We start from the raw sequence: 19,982 nt of genomic DNA on the forward strand, positions 1-19,982 counted from the left end.
AATACAGGTTGATTGGGGACACTCAAATGTAAGAAGAGGAACGCGGATTTAACGGATGCTGCGCAACACGGATGCAAACGGATTTCTTTCCCCGCTTATATCTGTGTTACGCAGCATCCGTTAAATCCGCGTTCCTCTATGACAAACCGATTACTTTTTCAAAAACCAGAGAAATAGTCCGGTTATGGTTACAACGGCCGTAGCCATCGCCAGGATAATATAGAGCACCTGCGTAAAAATGCCGCCATAACGACCAAAGTGCAGCTCCTCGAAAATATGTTCGGCAATGTACTCCAGATCGGCATCGCGGGCGTCGAATCCGCTGATATATGCTCCCGTCCGGGCGTCGACCGTTGCCGCAACGTTGTACTTCCCGAGCATACGTATGCTGGCGGGCATGTTGCCCCGAATGACCAGTGTCGTATCGCCCGGTTTGGGGAAGTCGATGAGTTGGGGTTGAAAATCGGCGATGGATGCCTTGGCGGAAGCCATGGCGGCATCAACCGGGATCGTTGACAACGAAACTGGAGTTGCCTCTTTATTTTCGACTCTTCGACCATCGCCAAACTTGCGTTCGATCTGCTCCCAATGGAAGAAGATTCCCGTGGCACTCATCATGAGCATGAACAACAACGCCACCACACCCAACCACTTATGAATATCGGCATAAACAATCCGGGGGGCTTTGTTCCAGCGCACGCCAATCTTGAATACGCTCAGCAGCGACCGGCGGTAGTACCAGGTGCCGGTCAGTACAGACCCAAGCAGGCAGATACCCGCCAGGCCCATGACAAAACCACCGACGGGCTCCAGCAATAGATTTTCGTGTAGTTCACGCGCCCGCCGAATCAGCGTTGCCTCGGCATGTCGGGCCCCAATGATCGCTCCGGTGTAGGGGTTTATGGATACCCAAATCCGTTCGCCTTTGTCCATCAAATCCGCCCGGATGGCTTCAGTAGGGCTATCCCCCAGTCGTATATTCCGTACCTGAGCCGTTGGGTATTGTTGGTTAAGGGCAGCCACCAATTTGCCGTAAGACTGGCGTTGACCGGCTGGTTCAACCTGGGTTAGGGTTGGATTTAGTAATGAGTCGACCTGCTTTTCAATGACCAAAATAGAGCCGGTGACGGTCAGGAGCAAGATAAACAAGCCGCCAATCAGGCCCAAAATCCGGTGGTAGCGGTAAATAGCTTTATCAGAGAACATAGACACTGGTTACTAAGATGTTAATGTGGTGTCGGGTCCTCAGACCCGACACAAATTGCTGACGCGAGTGTGTCGGGTCTAAGGACCCGACACCACGCCCAAAACATAACTCACCCAAAAATTAATTCAAAATAATTGCGGGCACCTGCTGTTCGGTGACCATTTTGTTGAAGCTTGGCACCTGCGTGTTGATGACTTCTTTGAGCTTCGTCAGCGCTGTGTCAATTTGCTTTGACAGGTCATCATAGGCGGTGTAGGACGACTTGGTTGGCTTAGTATCGGCCGATGACACCACAGACGCGACCCCCGCAATTTTGTCGTTCAGACGAATGGGATACGCCAGTGCGTCCTGCGGTGCTTTCGACTTCGGCTGCATCAGCGTCGATTCGATCTTGTCTAATTCGTCAACGATCGGCTTAGCCGCATTCTTGAATTTTTCAGCAACTTTTGGGTCTTTCACGCCATTTGTATACCCGTTGATCTGGGTGCGAATCTGCCGAAGCTGGTTAATAGCTTTGTGCGTTTCGGACAGTTTCCCGTTTATTTTCTGCAACAGGTCGAACTGCTCCTGGTATTCTGCGGCCGTAATCGCCAGGCGTGGGTCTTTCCGAATGTCGATGGGCTGTTCAGCAATCAGCGAATCTCCCAGCAGCATCCGGACTTTATACATGCCGGGAATTACTTTAGCGCCCGTTCCACGACCCGTCCACATCACGTTGATGCCGTCAACGGCGGCAGCATCGGGATAACGCATATCCCAAACGAACACATTCATACCCGGACTGGCGGGTATTGAACCGGGGCGCGTAGCCGTTTCGTCCTGATAAAATTCCTTTGCGATTTTGAGGGGCTGTCCTTTTTTGTCCTTCGTGCTGGAATACGCGCTGATGGTATCCCCGTTTGTAGTCATGTAGATCAGCCGCAATTCTTTTGTAGGCTTGCTTTTCAGGTAATAGCGCGTAATGACGCCATTTTGAGCATTTTCGCCTTCATCCGACGGAGCGGCCCGACCCCGACGAGAATTACCGGCACCGCCTTCCATGCGGTAGGCGTGGCGGGGTTTGAACAAGTGCATCTGGGCCACCGATTTACCACCTTGCTTTACGTCCATTAACTCGTGCAGCGGTGTAATGTCGTCCATGATCCAGAATGCCAGACCGTGGGTCGCGATGACCAAATCCTTTTCGCGCTTCTGGATTTGCAGATCACGCACAGGCGTAACGGGCAGGTTCATGCTCAACTTCTCCCAGGAACCACCGTCATTAAATGATACGTAAACCCCACGCTCAGTTCCGGCATACAACAGGCCAGGTTTATTGGGGTCTTCGCGAACCACATGGCAATGCTCATCCGAGGGGATGCCCGCCGTTATGCTCGTCCAGGTTTTGCCGTAGTCCGTCGTTTTGAACATATAGGGTTTACGGTCGCCGGACATATACCGCTTGGCCGCCAGATACGCCTTACCCGCCGTATGGTCGGATGGGTGAACCATGCTCATGATTGCCATTTCGGGCAGCATGGTCGTAGCTGGGGTGATGTTCTGCCAGTTTTTGCCGCCATCACGGCTGATGTGCATCAGCCCATCGTCCGAACCGGCCCAGAAAATGTTCTTTTCAACCGGCGACTCGGCGAAGGTAAAAATCGTCGGGAAGGTTTCAGCACCGGTATTATCTTTCGTAATCGGGCCGCCCGTGTCGCCCTGTGTTTTAGGGTCGTTTCGGGTCAGGTCAGGGCTGATGTCCTGCCACGAATGGCCATTGTCGGTACTCCGGTGCAGGTACTGCGAGGTGATATACAGCGTTTTGCTGTCGTGGGGCGAGAAAACGATGGGGTACGTCCACTGAAAACGGTATTTCCGCGCCGACGACGGGGCTCCCATGAAATATTCAGGGTATACATTGATAACCTGATTCTGGTCCGTTGCTTTGTCATACCGGGTAATCAGGCCATCATAGCTGCCGCCGTAAGTTACGTTCGGGTTATTCGGGTCGGGAGTAATATACCCCGATTCACCACCCGATACCGGGTACCATGCCGACTTTCCAATGGAGTACTCGGTGGTACGGCTGGCAATCCGAATCGACGAGTTATCCTGCTGGGCACCGTAGAGATTATAGGGAAAATCGTTGTCAACCGCGACATGGTAGAACTGCGAGGTCGGAATGTCGACGTCGGAAAAAGTAGCTCCCCCGTTGTAAGTGACCTCGGCACCGCCATCGTCGGCAATGATGAAGTTCTGCGGATTTTTTGGATTCCACCAGATGTCGTGCGTATCGCCGTGGTGTACGCCAATGGTCGAAAATGTCTTCCCGCCGTCGTAGGATTTCAGGGCGTTCACGTTCAGCACGATCAGGCCGTTTTCATCCTGCGGATCGGCGGCCAGCATCATGTAATACCACGGCCGCTGCCATAGGTTCTTGTCTTCGTTGATCAACTGCCACGACTCCCCGGCATCCTCCGAACGATATAAACCACCCTTGGCATTCTCAACCATGGCATAGAGCCGGTTGGAGTTGGCAGGCGAAACGGTGATGCCGATTTTGCCCAGCAGCCCTTTTGGCATACCGGGTTTGGCACTCAGATTCGTCCAGGTATCCCCCCCATCGGTCGATTTATACAACCCGCAACCGGGACCGCCACTGCTCATCTTGTAGCTGTTCCGATACGCCTGCCACATCGACGCGTAGACGATAGACGGATTGTTGGGGTCGAGTTTGACGACGATGGCGCCCGTGCTATCGTTTTTCGTCAAAATGGGTTTCCAGGTTTTGCCCCCATCCGTGGTGCGAAACAGGCCCCGCTCTTTGTTGGGGGCAAATGGATTTCCTAAAGCGGCTACATAGGCCACATCGGGATTGGTCGGGTGGACCTCGATGCTGGCTACGGCATCGGCCATTTTGAGCCCCATATGCTTCCAGGTTTTACCCGCGTCGGTGGATTTATAGACGCCGTCGCCATTGGCAATATTACTCCGAATGTCGGCTTCGCCCATGCCTACGTAAATCGTATTCGGGTCGGAAGGAGCAACCGCCACCGCACCGACAGAGCTGGATTTGAAGGTACTATCCGACACCATGAACCAGTTGGCCCCGCCATCGATCGTTTTCCAGACACCACCACCGGTAGCGCCAAAATAATAGGTAAGTGGCTGACTCGAATGCCCGGAAACGGCCAGCGACCGTCCACCCCGAAAGGGGCCAATGTTACGCCACCGCAAGCCATTGATCAGGCTATCGGTCGATTGGTTGGCATTTGATTTAGGTACTGGTTTACTTTTCCGCTGGGCAAAGGCTGGATTAACCGTTGAACAGGCAATTGCCAAAGCGATTATACTAAATGTAAATTTTCTATTTACCATGAAAAATTCGGTTAGTTAGGGATGATGCAAAATAATACATGGAACGGGAGAAAAGGCATTAAATCGGCTAGAAGCCTTCTTTTTATAACGTTCCCCGCAAGGTGAGTACCAGATTCCGTCCCGGCGCGCTAATGCCCGATGCAAAAACGCGATAGTTACGGTCCAGGATGTTTTCCAGAGAAGCCTGCACCTGCAGGTATCGATTTACCTGGTAGCTGGTTCTGAGATTAACCGTTTGCCAGGCGGGCATACCCTGCGGTGTCGCATACACAATGTTGTCCTCCCCAACCAGGTTGTAATCCTTCCGGCGTTTCCAGCTATTGAACAACACATTGGCCTCGGCCCGGAACTGTCTGACCGTCAGGCGAAGGCCCCCTTTACCGTAAAGGGGGGGAATGTGATCGAGTGGGTAGCCCGTCGAATCGGTCCGGATACGACCTTTTGTATAGGTCATGGTACCGAAGAGGGTAAGCGAAGGAGTCAGGTCGGCCGAAAGCTGGGCATTGAACCCAAATAACCGGGCCTGCTGCGAATTAACCTGGATAACGATTCGACTGATACGTCCGTTGTAGTCAATCTGTGATTGTCCGTTTAAAGTGCCCGGCTGGGTGTTAATGGCATTGTTATAAAGTGTATAGAATCCTTCGAGATCGAGCGAAACCCGTTCCGCAATCTGCTTCCGAACACCCGCATCGAAGGTGTAGGTGCGCTCCGGTTTCAGATTGGGATTGGGAACGATCAGATTTCCGGCTACGGACTCGAACACTTTTGCCAGATCATCGACGTTCGGCACCCGATACCCCGACGATAGCGATGTCGCCAGTTGCCAATGGCCCGGCAGGCGCGTCACCCAACCCAGACTACCCGTAAAGGCCCCCGACTCCTGGGTAATATCGTTGTAGGGAAAGGGAAAGAATGTTTTGTCGTCAAACCTGGCGTAAAGTCGATTGTAGGCATAGCGGGCACCATAAGTCATTGTGGAGCGAGTGCTCACGTCCAGCGTTCCTGACACGTAACCCGCTATCGACTGGGTATTGGCTCCACCATCGGGGTAGCGGGTGTCCAGCGGGTCAATTTTGCCGGTTTGTACATTTTGCCGAAATGCCGTCGACCGAACGGTGTTGTAGGTGCCTTCCAACCCATAGCGCAGCGTGTGGACTTCCGTCAATTTTTTTTTTAAATCGGCGTTCAGCGTCCATACGTTCACCTTTTCTGTTCGGTGCTGCAAACCATAATTGCCGAAGCGCCGATTATGCCGGCTCTCTTCTATGGACTGGTAGGCGGCAATCAGCTTTAATTCATCGGCCATTCCAGTCGTAAACTGTTTTGTCAGACCGTACGATGTTAACAGGCGTTTCTGCGGTCCATAATACCACTGGGCGTGGACTGGGTTTCCTTTTGCATCGACTTCGGTAAGCCGGTCATAACGGGGAATATCACTACTGGTCGAAAACTGGGCATTCAGCAGGTGCTGAGTCCGGTCGGTCGGCCGAAACAGCACTTTTTGCAGCAGATCGATTTGTTTATAACCCGATGCTACCTGAACCAGCGGGTCGGGATTCGTTACTTTCACATCGGTATTGTTCTCAAAACCGGCGTAGAAGGGCCGTAAACCCAGCTGGCCCATGTCGGCGTTCCGCTGCTTGCCCTGCCGAAGATCCCCGAAGTCCGAACCGGTTACGCTGGTTGTGAACGCCCACTTCCGAAAACCTAGGTTCCAGTCAGCATGAGCGGTTTTTTCATTCATGGCACTGCCGTATCGTACAAAGCCATTGGCATTGACGGCCGTGTTTCCCGACGCACTCAATTTGGGCGACAAGGTCTGTACATAGATAACACCACCCAGTGCATCGCTTCCATACACCACCGACCCCGGCCCCAGCGCGACTTCCATCCGCTCCACAGCAGCATTGTCGATGGTGAGTATATTTTGCAGGTGCCCGCCCCGAAAGATGGCATTGTTCATGCGAACCCCATCGACAACCATCAGCACTTTGTTAGCTTCAAAACCACGGAGTATAGGGCTACCTCCACCCAGTTGACTTTTCTGAACCAGCACCTGCCCACTTTGCTGCAATACCTCGGCCATGGTCGGCTGGTTCAGAAAGCGCAACTCGTTCCGGGTAAAAATCCGAATGGGCTGAGCCACGCGCGAAAGCGGCTCGGCGGTACGGTTGGCGGCAACGATAACCTCATCGATTGCCAGCAGTTTTTCGGTCATCAAAACGGTAAAATCCATGGCTCTAAGCTGTTCCATGGAATACTGAATGGTCTGGTAACCCACCCGGCGGAAAACAAGGTTATTTGAACTGGTTAGCGCCGATGCATCTGCCCGACCTGATCGGTCTGTAAAAATTGGCTGCGGTAACCCGGTCGAAAGGCTTCTGACTTCTACATTTTCAATGACTTGAAGTGTCGTTTTATCCTGCACCAGGAGCGTCTGAGCCGCTGTTAAAAAAGGTAATAAGCCGAAAAGCAACCCGGGAAACCATTTCATACACGTTACCATATTAAGACTTTTTAATGCAGTAAAGCTATGAAGACTATGTGTATTCCTGACAAAAAATAAAAAAACCGATTTACGATTATTTGGCATTCAGAGAAATAGGTACCAAAATAAATTGACTCGTCCCAACCTATTCAAGTTAAAATAACGGACTGCTACAAAAAATCAAAATATTTTTCTTAACGCTATCCCTGTGAATTGGGATTGGACTTTCCTAAGTTTGTCTAACTTATTCTTAACTGTTATTCAGGCTTCCGCCCATCCAGAAATGGTCTCCTATCAATACAACAAAGAATCCCCGAATTACCCTACTTTATCTGCCGGTACAAAGCATTTTACCTTTTACGTTCTGGCAATCATTTGCAGTCTGGCACTCAATAGCTCACTTTGGGCGCAGGCAGCCACCAAACCGGATACGGTCATCAACCCTGTTTTCAAAGGTATGGCCTGGCGAAACATCGGTCCAACTCGTGGTGGCCGGTCGCTGGGATCGGCCGGGTCGCCGAGCCGCAAACAGGAATATTATTTTGGAGCCGTGGGTGGTGGCTTATGGAAAACAACTGATGGCGGCACAAGCTGGTCTCCCGTTACCGATGGTCAATTAACCAGTTCATCCGTAGGCGCTGTCGCCGTAGCCGAATCCAATCCTGATGTTGTCTATATCGGAACGGGCGAAACCCAGCTTCGGGGCAACATCATGCAGGGCGACGGCGTCTATAAATCCACGAATGCCGGAAAAACCTGGACCAACATTGGCCTGAAAAATTCCCAGGCCATTGCCCGCGTCCGAATCCACCCCACCAACCCCGATATTGTGTACGTAGCTGCGCTGGGGCACCCCTACGGCCCTAACGAAGAGCGGGGTATTTTCCGGACAACGGATGGCGGTAAAAGCTGGAAGAAAGTCCTCTATAAAAGCGACAAAGCCGGGGGTATCGACCTGATCATCGACCGAACCAATCCAAACGTATTGTATGCCTCCCTTTGGCAGGTTTACCGCAAACCCTGGAAAATGTGGGGGGGCGGTGGCGACTCCGGCTTGTTTAAATCCACCGACGGGGGCGAAACCTGGACCGAACTGACCCGCAAACCGGGAATGCCCAAAGGAACCGTCGGAAAAATCGGCGTGACCGTTTCGCCCGTTGACCCCAACCGGGTGTGGGCAATTGTTGAAGCCGAAGACGGGGGCGTCTATCGCTCCGATGATGCTGGTCTGAACTGGAAACAAGTAAACGATGAGCGGAAACTGCGTCAGCGGGCCTTCTACTATTCCCGCATCTACGCCGACCCACTCGACAAAAACGGCGTTTACTGCCTTAACGTGGATTTTTTCAAATCGTCGGATGGGGGCGTAAAGTTCAATAAGTCGCTGAAAGTACCCCATGGCGATAACCACGACCTATGGATCGACCCGGCCGATTCAACCCGCATGATTACGTCCAACGACGGGGGTGCGGCTGTGTCGGTCAATGGCGGAAAGACCTGGACCGACGAAAACTTCCCTACCGCTCAGCTTTATCATATCACAGCTACCAACGATTTTCCCTATCACGTAGCGGGTGCCCAGCAGGACAACTCGACGGTTGCCGTGGCCAGCGAGGGTTGGACCAATCAGTTAGCCCGAGGTAATTCCATTAAGAAAAGCGAATGGACCTACGAGGTGGGGGGTGGCGAAAGCGGCTATATTGCGCAGGATCCAAAGAACCCGAACATCTTTTACGCAGGTAGTCAGGGGGCGTTACTAACCCGTTATGACCGCACAACGGGCCAAACCCGCGATGTACAGGTGTACCCCCGTTTCTTCTCCGGTGAACCCGCCAGCGCCCTGCCCGAGCGCTGGCAGTGGACCTACCCGATCGTCTTTTCGCCCAAAGACCCGAACCGGCTTTACGTTTGTTCGCAGCACGTTTGGGTGTCGACAAACGAAGGTCAGAGCTGGGACAAAATCAGCCCCGACCTTACTTTGGCCGACACGGCCACGCTGGGGAAAAGCGGTGGCGTGATTACGATGGACATGAACGGCCCGGAAATTTATGCGACCGTATTCGCGCTGGCTCCCTCCTACCACGACGTTAACACAATCTGGGCTGGCTCTGACGATGGGCTGATCCACATTACCCGCGACCACGGAAAAAGCTGGCAGAAAATTACCCCGCCGGATATGCCCAAACATACCCGCGTGAGCATTATAGAAGCCTCCCGACACAAACCGGGCACCGCCTATGTTGCCGCAAAACGCTACCAGATGGACGACCGGACGCCCTATCTCTGGAAAACAGACGACTATGGCAAGACCTGGAAAAAGATTATCACTGGTCTGCGGGCCGACGATTACGCCCACTCCATCCGGGAAGATATCACCCGCCCCGGCCTGCTCTATGCCGGTATGGAACATGGTGTTTGGGTATCGTTCAATGACGGTGAGAACTGGCAACCTCTGCAGCTGAAACTGCCCGACACTCAGATTTCGGATATTCAGGTAACGGAAAAAGATATAGTGATCGGGACGCACGGCCGGTCGATATACGTGCTGGACGATGTGGCTCCCGTCCGCGAGTTTGCGCCTGATCTGGCGAAGAAGTCCGTTCACTTGTTCAAGCCTTATTACGCCGTTCGTCGGGTGCAGCCAGCCGTTTTCCAGTACTATCTGGCGAAGAAAGCGGACAGCGTGAAAATCGAGATTCTGGATGGTTCCGGGACGCTTATCCATTCATTTACGGGCAACAAACCAACCTATCCGAAAGTCGATGAAGATGACGAGGAAGCGGGTAAACCACAGGTTAAGCTTCCAACCACTGCGGCCGGATTAAATCGGTACGAATGGGATTTGCGCTATCCCGGTGCTACCTACTTCAAAGGCATGATCATGTGGGGTGCCCGTCCCACTTCCGGTCCTCTGGCGCTGCCCGGCCAGTATCAGGTTCGATTGACCGTGGGCGATCAAACATTCACTCAACCCTTCGAGATCAGGCTCGACCCACGGCTGAAGGGCGTTTCTGAAGCCGACGTGCAGGAGCAGTTCAAGATGGCCATGAAGATTCGGGACGAAACGAGCAAGGCGAACGACGCGGTGATTCAGATTCGGTCGATCAAGGAAAAACTTTCGAAACAACCCCAGAGTCCGGCGAATAAAAAGCTGAGAGAGCAGCTGAGCCTCATCGAAGAAAATCTGTATCAGATTCGCAACCAGAGTGGGCAAGATCCGCTGAACTTTCCGATCAAACTCAATAACCGGCTGGCTGCCCTCTGGCGCAGCATTGAATCCGGCGATGCCAAACCTACCAACGGTTCCTACAAAGTGTACGAAGAACTAACCGCCGACTTAAACAGGCAACTGGCCGAACTGGACACGCTGCTGAAGACGAAAACGGTTAAAAGTATTGGTATGTGATTGTAAAACCGGTACTGGCACGAGCATTTACTCGTGCCAGTACCGTGTTACAGGCATTCGATTGTGTCAGTAAATACTGACTTCATGAAAAGGCACGGGCAAATACCCGCGCCAGCCCGCACACCTCCCCACAAACACCCTCATCTCCCAAACTATGTTAAAACGACTACATTATTCCCTGATTTACCTGGTTGCGCTCCTGAACAGCGTATCAGCGCTGGCACAAACGACTCCTACACCTGTTGACCCTACACAGGTCTCCATCATGAAGGCCATGCAGTGGCGGAACATCGGTCCCTTTCGGGGTGGACGCTCCGTTTGCGTGGCGGGCCACCCTACCGAGCGACTCGTGTTTTACATGGGAACCACCGGCGGGGGTGCCTGGAAAACAGAAAACGGCGGCATTACCTGGCAGAACATCTCGGATGGTTTTTTCAAAACCGGTTCCGTGGGTGCCATTGCCGTGTCGAAATCTAATCCCAGCATTCTGTATGTCGGCATGGGTGAGCACACGCTGCGGGGTAACCTCTCGCATGGCGATGGCGTTTACAAATCGACTGATGCAGGGAAAACCTGGAAGCACATTGGCCTGACGGATACTTACCACATTGGGCAGGTGATCATTGACCCAACCAATCCGGATATTGTTTATGTAGCGGCCCTGGGTCACGCGTTCGGCCCTAACGAGGAACGGGGTATTTTCCGCACACAGGACGGCGGTAAAAGCTGGAAGAAGGTTCTTTATAAAAACCCGAATGTCGGTGCGATCGACCTGACCATCGACCCGGCCAATCCAAAAACCCTGTATGCGTCGACCTTCGAGTTTCGCCGATTCCCCTGGGGCGTCCGCAGTGCGGGACCGGGAGCGGGTATCCATAAATCGATCGACGGTGGCGACACCTGGACTGATATTACCCGAAATACCGGACTGCCCACGGGTACCAATCGGGGCCGTATTGGTCTGGCCCTTTCGCCCGCCAAACCCGACCGCATCTGGGCGATTATTGAAGCCGAGAATGAACAGACGGGCGTGTACCGGACCGACGATGCCGGAAAGAACTGGCAGCTTGTCAGCCAGTTTGCCGATCTGTTTCAACGACCCTGGTATTATCATCACCTCGCGGCTGACCCGAAAGACAGCGAAACCATCTGGGTGCTGAACATCGACATGTGGAAGTCGAAAGATGGCGGCAAAACCTACAAAAAGGTCGACCCGCCCCACGGCGACAACCACCAGCTCTGGATTGACCCCAACGATACGAACCGCATGGTGCAGGCCAACGACGGGGGCGGCACGGTCACTTTCGACGGCGGCAAATCCTGGTCGAGCATTTACAACCAGCCCACCGCCCAGATGTACCACGTCATTACGGACAATAAATTCCCTTACCGTGTTTATGGTGCACAACAGGACAATTCGACGATCTCCGTTCCCAGCCGCTCGGATTATGGTGCGATCTACCCCGATCAGAACTTCGACGTGGGGGGTGGCGAATCGGGTTATATCGCCTTCGACAAGAACGATCCGTCGCTCATCTTTGCCGCCAATCACCACTGGCTCACCCGGCTGAATCTGAAGACGAATCAGTTGAAAGATGTGTCGGTGATTCCCGACGATATGTACGGCTATGGCTCGGCTGATCTGGCTTACCGGTTTCAGTGGACATATCCGGTCGTAACCTCGCCCCACAATCCGAAAGTTTTGTATGCTACCTCCCAGTATGTACACCGCTCCACCGATCAGGGGGCAAGCTGGCAGGTGATCAGCCCCAACCTGTCCCGCTCCGACCCGGCCACGCTGGAAAAGACCCCGACGATGGATGATCAGTCGATCGGAAAAGACTGGGGGCCCATCAAACGCGATAACACGGGTGTGGAGTGGTACGGGACGATTTTCGCCCTGGCCGAATCGCCGGTAAAAGCGGGTGTACTCTGGTCAGGTTCTGATGATGGGTATGTGCAACTATCGACCGACAATGGCAAAACCTGGAAGAATGTCACGCCGAAAGCCATGCCCGACTTTGCCCGGATCAGCATCATTGAACCCTCTCCGCACGATCCGGCCACGGCCTATGTAGCGGCTTTGAAATACAAACAGGACGACTTCCACCCCTATCTTTATAAGACCAGCGACTACGGCAAGACCTGGACCAAAATCACCCTGGGCATCCCGGAGGATGAGTTCACCCGCGTGATCCGGGAGGACCCCAAACGGCGCGGTCTTTTGTATGCCGGCACCGAAAAAGGCATGTATGTTTCCTTTACCGACGGTGCCCGCTGGCAGCCCCTTCAATTGAATCTGCCCGTAGTTCCAATCCATGACCTTGCCATTCAGGATAACGATCTGGTGGCGGCCACCCACGGCCGCTCGTTCTGGATTCTGGACGATCTGACGGTACTTCATCAACTAACGGATGAGGTACAAAAAACGGCAGTTCATTTATTCAAGCCACGGCCCACCGTCCGCTTCAAAGCGGGTCTGGACCCGGCCATCAAACCCGTTCCCAGCGGTGCTGACGAATTGGGTAAAAACCCACCCAATGGTGTGAAGGTTGTGTATTACCTGAAGGAGAAACCCAAAGGCCCGATCTCACTAGCTTTCCTTGATGCGAGTGGTCAGTTGATAAAATCGTATAAAAGTGCCACACCCGTTCCCGCAACGACAGCGAAAGATTCATCGGGGCGGGTGGAAATGCGGCAACCGGCACCGCCGGCCCGCCGGGAAACCATGCTGCCTGCTGAAGTGGGCGGCAACGCCTTCGTTTGGGAAGATATGCGCTACCCCGACCCTATTGCGCTACCAAATTCCGTAACCCACGGCAGGGCCAAGGGCCCGCTGGCTATGCCGGGCAACTATAAAGTCCAGCTAACGATAGACGGCAAGACGTACACCCAGACCTTCGACATCATTAAAGATCCCCGCATTGAAACAACGCCGGAGGAATTCAAACAGCAGTTCGACATGCTCATCAACATCCGGGAGCGCATCAATGAGCTTCGGAATGGCGTGCTAACGATTCGTAAACTCCGCCAGCAACTGGATAGCGCCAGTCACTCCCCCAACGACCCGACGGTTATTGATCTGAAGGACAAACTGTTGCGGATTGAAGACGCGCTGTATCAATTTCGGGCTAAAGCAAATCAGGATTTAACGAACCATCCCGTCCGATTGAACACTAAATTTACAGCGCTGGGCGGCTTCGTTGAATCAGACGACTCGAAACCAACGCAGCAGCAAAAAGACCAGTACAACAGCCTGTCCAAAAGTCTGGACGAACAGCTGAAAGCTCTGGAAAACATCAAACCAACCATCCAAAGTAAAATCAGGCCGAACGGTTAAGCGTTGACAGAGCCATCTTACCGTTAGAAACGATTGATTACCCCAGACTCATCTCCCCCCTCCCCTTTTTTAAGGGGAAGGGACGGAGAGGGGTAGCACAAACCTCTACATGCCCATCACCCGTAAACACATAGCCCGCTTTTTCCTCGCTACAGTCACATTGGCGGTGCTGAGCGTGTGCGGCTATTATTATGGTCTCGAATTACTGGCGAAATGGGCATTTGCTCACCAGACCTACTTTGCTGCGGATGAACTGATCCTGATTGCCGTTCCCAAAGCCGACCTGACCCCCGAAACGGCGCACCTGCTTCACGAGGGCGAATTCGACTGGAAGGGCGAAATGGTCGATGTGCTGCATCGCGAATTCCGATCAGATACCCTCTTTGTGTACGGGTTCCGTGACAAAGCCGAAACGCATTTACGCAAAGAAGCCGCCTGGCTGTATAAAGATGTCAGTCACCCCTACCGTCGCTCCAACACCCGAACAAAACAGTTGAAATGGGCAAGCCTGATTAACCCTGTTTATCAGAGTTATTTTGACCCTTTGGCGGCTATGAAAATTTTCAGCCTACAGCCCTTCTTTTCGTACTCAGCCGCTACGGTCACTCCCCCCCTGCTGGAGGTTCCCTACCCTCCGCCCAACGCATAAAATCCTATTCCATTTTCTTGCCTGGCCTTTCGGCCAGTAAACTGTCTGTGATTTTCGGACAGGGTATTACAAACGCTATATAGTCAAAATATGGCGTTTGTAACATCCTATCTAAAAATCACAGACAACAGGATTTTTATGTCTCTAATTAACAACCTGAATGAAATTTATACATCTCCGATACTTCGTTTTTACACTATTTACGTTCCTCCTCACCTTGTCCGGTAATGCCCAGACCGCTATAACCGGCCGGGTAGTCGACCCCACAAATTCGCAACCTATAGCCGGTGCTTCGGTGCTGATCAATGGCACAACGCGAGGCACAACGGCTAACGACAAAGGGCAATTTGAACTGAGTGCCAGCGAGGGCGATCAATTACTGGTATCCGCTATTGGCTACCAAACCCAAACGGTGAAGATTAAAGCGTCAACCCGCACGCTGACCATCGAACTGGAATCGTCGAATATCGACCTCAACGAGGTGATCGTCTCCGGCTATTCTACTCCCCAGACGATTCAGCGAACAGCCGGTGCTGTTGGGTTGGTCACCAGCCGCGATATTCAACGAACCAACGGTATCCACCTGCAAAACTACGTGAACCTGATTCCGGGCGTGAAGGTAGAGATGCGTACGGTGGCCGCTGGTAACCGGATTGTGATTCGGGGATACGGCAACCAAACGAACTTTAATGGCGTGGGCTACAAGGCGTATCTGAACGACATACCCCTGACCGACGGCGATGGCACGACCTTCCTGGACGATGTCGACTTCACCAACCTGAGCCGTGTGGAGATCATCAAAGGACCGGCATCCAGTTCGTATGGCAATGCCTTGGGTGGCGTGGTAAATTTTTATACCGAACGCGCACCCATCGGCAAAACCAGTGTAAGCCAACAGGTCCTGGCGGGTTCATACGGTCTTTTCCGAACAAACACATCCATCAAAACCGGCTCTGACAACACCAGTCTAAATATCAATTATGGCCATCAGAAGTACGACGGGTTTCGGCTGCACGGCAGCTCCAAAAAAGACTTCCTGAACATCACCAGCGATACTTACCTGAGTCAGAAGCGGTCCATGTCAGTTTTTGTGGGCTACACCAATTCGTATGATCTGCTGTCGGGGCAGGTTGATAGTGTCAACCTGGTCATTCGTCCCGACACGGCCGAAATAGCGTACCTGCGCAACAATGCCAGCATTAAAACTGAAAGCGCACGGGCGGGTATCAGCCACAATTACCAGTTTACGGATCGTTTTTCGAACAAGACAACGGTGTTCGTGGGTGGGCAAATTATCGATCAGCCATTTGCTGCCGGGGTCAACAAGACCAACAAATTCAAGTTTGGTGGCCGCACAGTCTTTACGTATACCAACGATGCCAGCGCCTTGAAACCAACGTTCAGCATCGGTGCCGAATTCCTGAAGAATTTTAATTACGCCAAAGCGTATGGCTTAACGAACGGCATTCTGGGAGCCCTTCGCTCTGATCTTGAAATACAGGCAATGCAGTACAATGTGTTTGCGCAGGCAGCTCTGCAACTCGCTCCCAGGCTGACGGTATCAGCCGGTGCAGGACTCAATTACGTTGAATACGGCATTACCGACATGCGGGCCAGTACAACCACGCCAGTTTATGTTAACGCGTCGGGCTACAAACGTTTTGACTCGGTATTGACTCCGCGTGCTGCGGTCTCCTATCAGGCAATGGACAACGTATCCTTCTACGCCAGTGTCAGCCAGGGGTATTCGGCACCGGCAACCAATCAGGTCGTTGTTGCCCAGACGGGCGTAGTCAATTACAACCTCCAGCCGGAAACGGGCACCAGTTACGAAATTGGCAGCAAAGGCAGTTTACTGACCAAAGCCCTGACCTACGAAATTGCGTATTTCAACATGGCCGTAGCAAATAAGCTCATTCCTCAGAACTTCCCGGCAACGCCCACCTCGCCTGCCTACACGTTAACTACCAACGCGGGTAAAGTCCAGCATAACGGGCTGGAACTGGCCGTTCAGTATGCCTATCGTCCCAGCGCCGGAGCCATCTCGCTGGTTCGTCCGTTTGTGTCGTACACGTATAGTGACTTCTATTACAAAGATTACAAGAGCGACAATAACGGCGATGCCAAAACGATCAATTACACGGGCAAGAAGGAATCTGGTATTGCACCAAACCTGCTGAATGCCGGATTCGACCTGGAAGTGCGTCCGGGCTTCTACCTGAACGGTACGATGATGTACGTTGACAAAATGCCCATTACCCTGGCCAACGATCATTTTGCCGAAGCCTACACCCTCGTTAATGGCAAAGTCGGTTATCGGGGCGCACTGGGAAGCCACTTCAGTCTGGATGTATACGTGGGCTCGGACAATATGCTGAGCAGTACTTATTCGTCGCTGGTCTTCCTGAACCTGCCCAACCCGGCAAACAACCGACCGCTCTTTTTCAACCCGGCGCCTAAAATCACGTTCTATTCGGGCGCAATGCTGAAATACACATTTTAGTTTGCTGTTTATCTAATCCAAACCTATTTGACTTCTTGTGGTGCTGTCAGTTTTAAGAAACTGACAGCACCACAAGATTTACATCAGAAAAACATTTCAACAAAATTATCCATGAAAATCTCCCAATCGCTTGTACTGATTACCCTGTTTAGTGCGGGCATTCTGTCTTGTACCTCCAGCCAGAAAGACCAGTCGGAAAGCACCGGCAAACAGCGAATCGTTTGTGTCGCCAAGCAGTTAACCGAACTGATCTACGCCCTGGGCGCGGGTGATCAGCTGGTGGGCGTCGACCTGTCGAGTACCTATCCACCAGCTGCCCAGAAGTTGACCAAAGTAGGCTATCATCGCCTGCTCAACGCCGAAGGTATTATTGCCCTGAAGCCGACAGTAGTGTACCACGATGGCAACGTAGCACCGGAAGCGGTGATGACCCAACTGGAAAAAGTAGGTGTGCCGATGAAAGTATTCAAAGACGCCCATACCATTCCAGAAGTCAAAGCTCTATTCGACACGCTGGCCGCTCAGTTTGGTGCTCAAAAGCAGGCTGACAGTCTGAAAACGAAACTGGACGCCGATCTGGCCAAAGCCGCTGCGGACGTAAAGCAATACAAGTCCGTCCCCAAAGTGGCGATCATTCACTTCGGTCGGGTCATCAACAATTACCTTGTGATCGGCAAAGCCGGAACAGCCTCATACATGCTTGATCTGGCGGGTGGAAAAAACGTGATGGACACCCTGAAAGGGATGAAACCCCTCAGCCCGGAAATCATCAGCAAAGCCCAGCCCGACATTATCCTCGTCACCGACTTCGGCTATGACCGGATGGGCAACGCTGACAAACTGGCCACCCTGCCCGGCATTGCCCTGACGCCAGCCGGTAAAAACAAGAAGATCTACCGCATCGAAGAGCACGACCTGATCTACCTCGGCCCCCGCACGGGCGAGAATGTTCAACTACTCATGAAGTTGATCCATCAGTAAGTGTTTTACCACCCCCAACCCCCTCCAAAAACAGGAGGGGGCTTTTTAAAATGGTACCCTTGTTCTAGCCCCCTCCTGTTTTTGGAGGGGGTTGGGGGTGGTATCGGGTCAGCGGAACCGATACCACAAAACTCTACTCACACCACCACTGCACCCCACAAAGCCCTATTAATAATGAAACCACCTTCACTTTCTCCGGGACAATGGTACGGACTTCTGGCCGGATTACTCGCTCTGTCCATTATAGCCGCCCTGCGGATTGGGGCTGTCGACTTGACCTTCTCCGACATCAACCACATTCTGCTTAATGGTATTGGTGTGTCAGATGCGGTGGTTGACCCCATCTCCCAAGGGCTTTTTCTTCAAATCAGGTTGCCGCGTGTACTGCTTTGTGCGACGGTCGGGGCTGGCTTGTCAGTATCGGGGGTGTTGATGCAGGCGCTCTTTCGCAATCCGATTGTGGAGCCGGGACTTGTGGGCACCAGTGCCGGAGCAGCGTTGGGGGCGGCCCTGGTCTTTGTCCTTGGCAAGAATATCAACTGGGCATTTACCGATGCGCTGGGTCTTTTTTTACTGCCCTGTGTGGCTTTCATCTTTGCCTTTGGCGCAACGTTAATGGTGTATCGGATTGCGTCGATCAGCGGCAAAGTCAACGTCGCGACCATGATTCTGGCGGGTATCGCCATCAATGCGCTGGCTACCGGCGGCACAGGTTTTCTATCGTACATTGCCCGCGACCCGCAGGCCCGTTCCATTACCTTCTGGAATCTGGGCACGTTTTCTGGGGCCGACTGGACGCAGTTCACCATCGTTTTTCCCGTAACGTCGGTGGGAATTCTACTTTCGTTGCGGTTCACGAAAGCATTAAATGTGCTTATTCTGGGCGAGGACGAAGTGCGCCATCTGGGCTACAACATCGACCGACTCAAAATTCAGGTTCTTTTACTAAACACCCTGCTGGTGGCCATTGGTACGGCTATGGTTGGCGTCATTTCGTTCGTTGGGCTGGTTGTCCCCCATTTACTGCGCTTACTTAAAACATCCGACAACCGATTTCTGGTTATTTCTTCGGCCCTGCTGGGCGGTTCACTGCTCACCCTGGCCGACACCATTGCCCGGCGTCTGGTGGCTCCGGCTGAATTTCCGATTGGGGTAATTACCGCTTTTGTCGGAGCCCCGGTATTTATCTGGCTGCTGGTTCGCAACGCCCGCTCGTTTCAGAAAGGAGGTTTCTATGCTTAAAGCCGAAAACCTGTCGTTTCAGATTGGCCAAAAGACCTTGATCAACAACGTTTCCTTAACACTCTTGCCCGGTGAGTTCACGATGGTACTTGGGCCGAACGGGGCGGGCAAAAGCACCCTGCTCAAATTGCTGACGGGCACCGAAACCCCGAAAACGGGACAGATTTATTACGGCGATCAACCGCTACCATCCATTCCCCTTTCAACCCAGGCACGACAGAAAGCCGTCCTTTCTCAACTACTGGCTCTCCCCTTCGATCTAAGCGTGAGCGAGGTTGTCATGATGGGCCGTTACCCCTATTTCGACCTGAACCCGACGGCACAGGATACGCAGATTGCAGACTATTGTATGGAAACGGTTGGCATGTTTTCGTTCAGGACCCGAGCGTTTGCGTCACTTTCCGGGGGAGAAAAGCAGAAGATCCACCTGGCGCGCGTACTGGCGCAGTTGTACCGGCAGCCGGACGACGAATCCGTCAAGTATCTCTTTCTGGACGAGCCTATCTCAGCGCTGGATATTCACTACCAGCATCAGATTTTGAGCCTGGTGCGTGATCTGGCCGCTAAAAATATGGTTGTGTTTGTCATTGTCCACGACATCAACCTGGCTTTACAATACGCTGACAACGTGATTCTGATGGATCAGGGGCGTATTTTTAAAACCGGTATTCCGGAATTGGTGCTCACGGGGGAAGCCGTTGAAACAGTGTTCAAGATCAGGCCATATTTTATTACACATCCCGAAACCGGGCGAAGAGTTATGATTTGGTGAGGATAGAACGGGCATAACCCTGATTTACGCTATC

10 protein-coding genes are annotated in these 19,982 nt (G+C 52.7%); 7 read left to right on the forward strand and 3 right to left on the reverse strand.

Annotated features, from left to right (window positions below):
- Window positions 1–150: 150 nt before the first annotated feature.
- The 3 genes from ACYVK4_RS17500 to ACYVK4_RS17510 all read right to left on the reverse strand — a co-directional run bounded on the left by ACYVK4_RS17500 (window position 151) and on the right by ACYVK4_RS17510 (window position 7,061).
- Window positions 151–1,206, reverse strand: coding sequence for a PepSY-associated TM helix domain-containing protein (locus ACYVK4_RS17500; protein ID WP_461128813.1), 1,056 nt, complete (start codon window positions 1,204–1,206; stop codon window positions 151–153).
- Between the two features lie 121 nt (window positions 1,207–1,327).
- On the reverse strand, window positions 1,328–4,564 hold the full coding sequence (locus ACYVK4_RS17505) for a WD40/YVTN/BNR-like repeat-containing protein (RefSeq protein WP_461128814.1): 3,237 nt from the start codon (window positions 4,562–4,564) through the stop codon (window positions 1,328–1,330).
- Between the two features lie 82 nt (window positions 4,565–4,646).
- The gene (locus ACYVK4_RS17510) at window positions 4,647–7,061 is read right to left on the reverse strand and encodes a TonB-dependent receptor plug domain-containing protein (protein WP_461128815.1); all 2,415 of its coding nucleotides are present in this window, start codon (window positions 7,059–7,061) and stop codon (window positions 4,647–4,649) included.
- 277 nt (window positions 7,062–7,338) lie between these two features.
- On the opposite strand from ACYVK4_RS17510, the gene ACYVK4_RS17515 reads away from it, so the two are divergent.
- From ACYVK4_RS17515 to ACYVK4_RS17545, 7 genes are all read left to right on the forward strand, one after another.
- Entirely contained in the window at window positions 7,339–10,461 is a 3,123-nt protein-coding gene (locus ACYVK4_RS17515; RefSeq protein WP_461128816.1) for a VPS10 domain-containing protein, read from the forward strand.
- 154 nt (window positions 10,462–10,615) lie between these two features.
- The gene (locus tag ACYVK4_RS17520; protein WP_461128817.1) at window positions 10,616–13,801 is read left to right on the forward strand and encodes a WD40/YVTN/BNR-like repeat-containing protein; all 3,186 of its coding nucleotides are present in this window, start codon (window positions 10,616–10,618) and stop codon (window positions 13,799–13,801) included.
- 109 nt (window positions 13,802–13,910) lie between these two features.
- Window positions 13,911–14,450, forward strand: coding sequence for a hypothetical protein (locus ACYVK4_RS17525; RefSeq protein WP_461128818.1), 540 nt, complete (start codon window positions 13,911–13,913; stop codon window positions 14,448–14,450).
- A 160-nt stretch (window positions 14,451–14,610) separates the two neighbouring features.
- On the forward strand, window positions 14,611–16,953 hold the full coding sequence (locus ACYVK4_RS17530; RefSeq protein ID WP_461128819.1) for a TonB-dependent receptor: 2,343 nt from the start codon (window positions 14,611–14,613) through the stop codon (window positions 16,951–16,953).
- 111 nt (window positions 16,954–17,064) lie between these two features.
- A complete protein-coding gene (locus ACYVK4_RS17535; protein WP_461128820.1) occupies window positions 17,065–17,934 on the forward strand; it encodes a heme/hemin ABC transporter substrate-binding protein in 870 nt (289 codons plus the stop codon).
- 174 nt (window positions 17,935–18,108) lie between these two features.
- The gene (locus ACYVK4_RS17540) at window positions 18,109–19,176 is read left to right on the forward strand and encodes a FecCD family ABC transporter permease (protein ID WP_461128821.1); all 1,068 of its coding nucleotides are present in this window, start codon (window positions 18,109–18,111) and stop codon (window positions 19,174–19,176) included.
- Window positions 19,169–19,948, forward strand: a complete 780-nt coding sequence (locus ACYVK4_RS17545; RefSeq protein ID WP_461128822.1) for a heme ABC transporter ATP-binding protein — start codon at window positions 19,169–19,171, stop codon at window positions 19,946–19,948. The genes ACYVK4_RS17540 and ACYVK4_RS17545 overlap by 8 nt, the downstream gene beginning before the upstream one ends.
- Window positions 19,949–19,982 lie beyond the last annotated feature (34 nt).

This window comes from Spirosoma aerophilum, assembly GCF_054782495.1.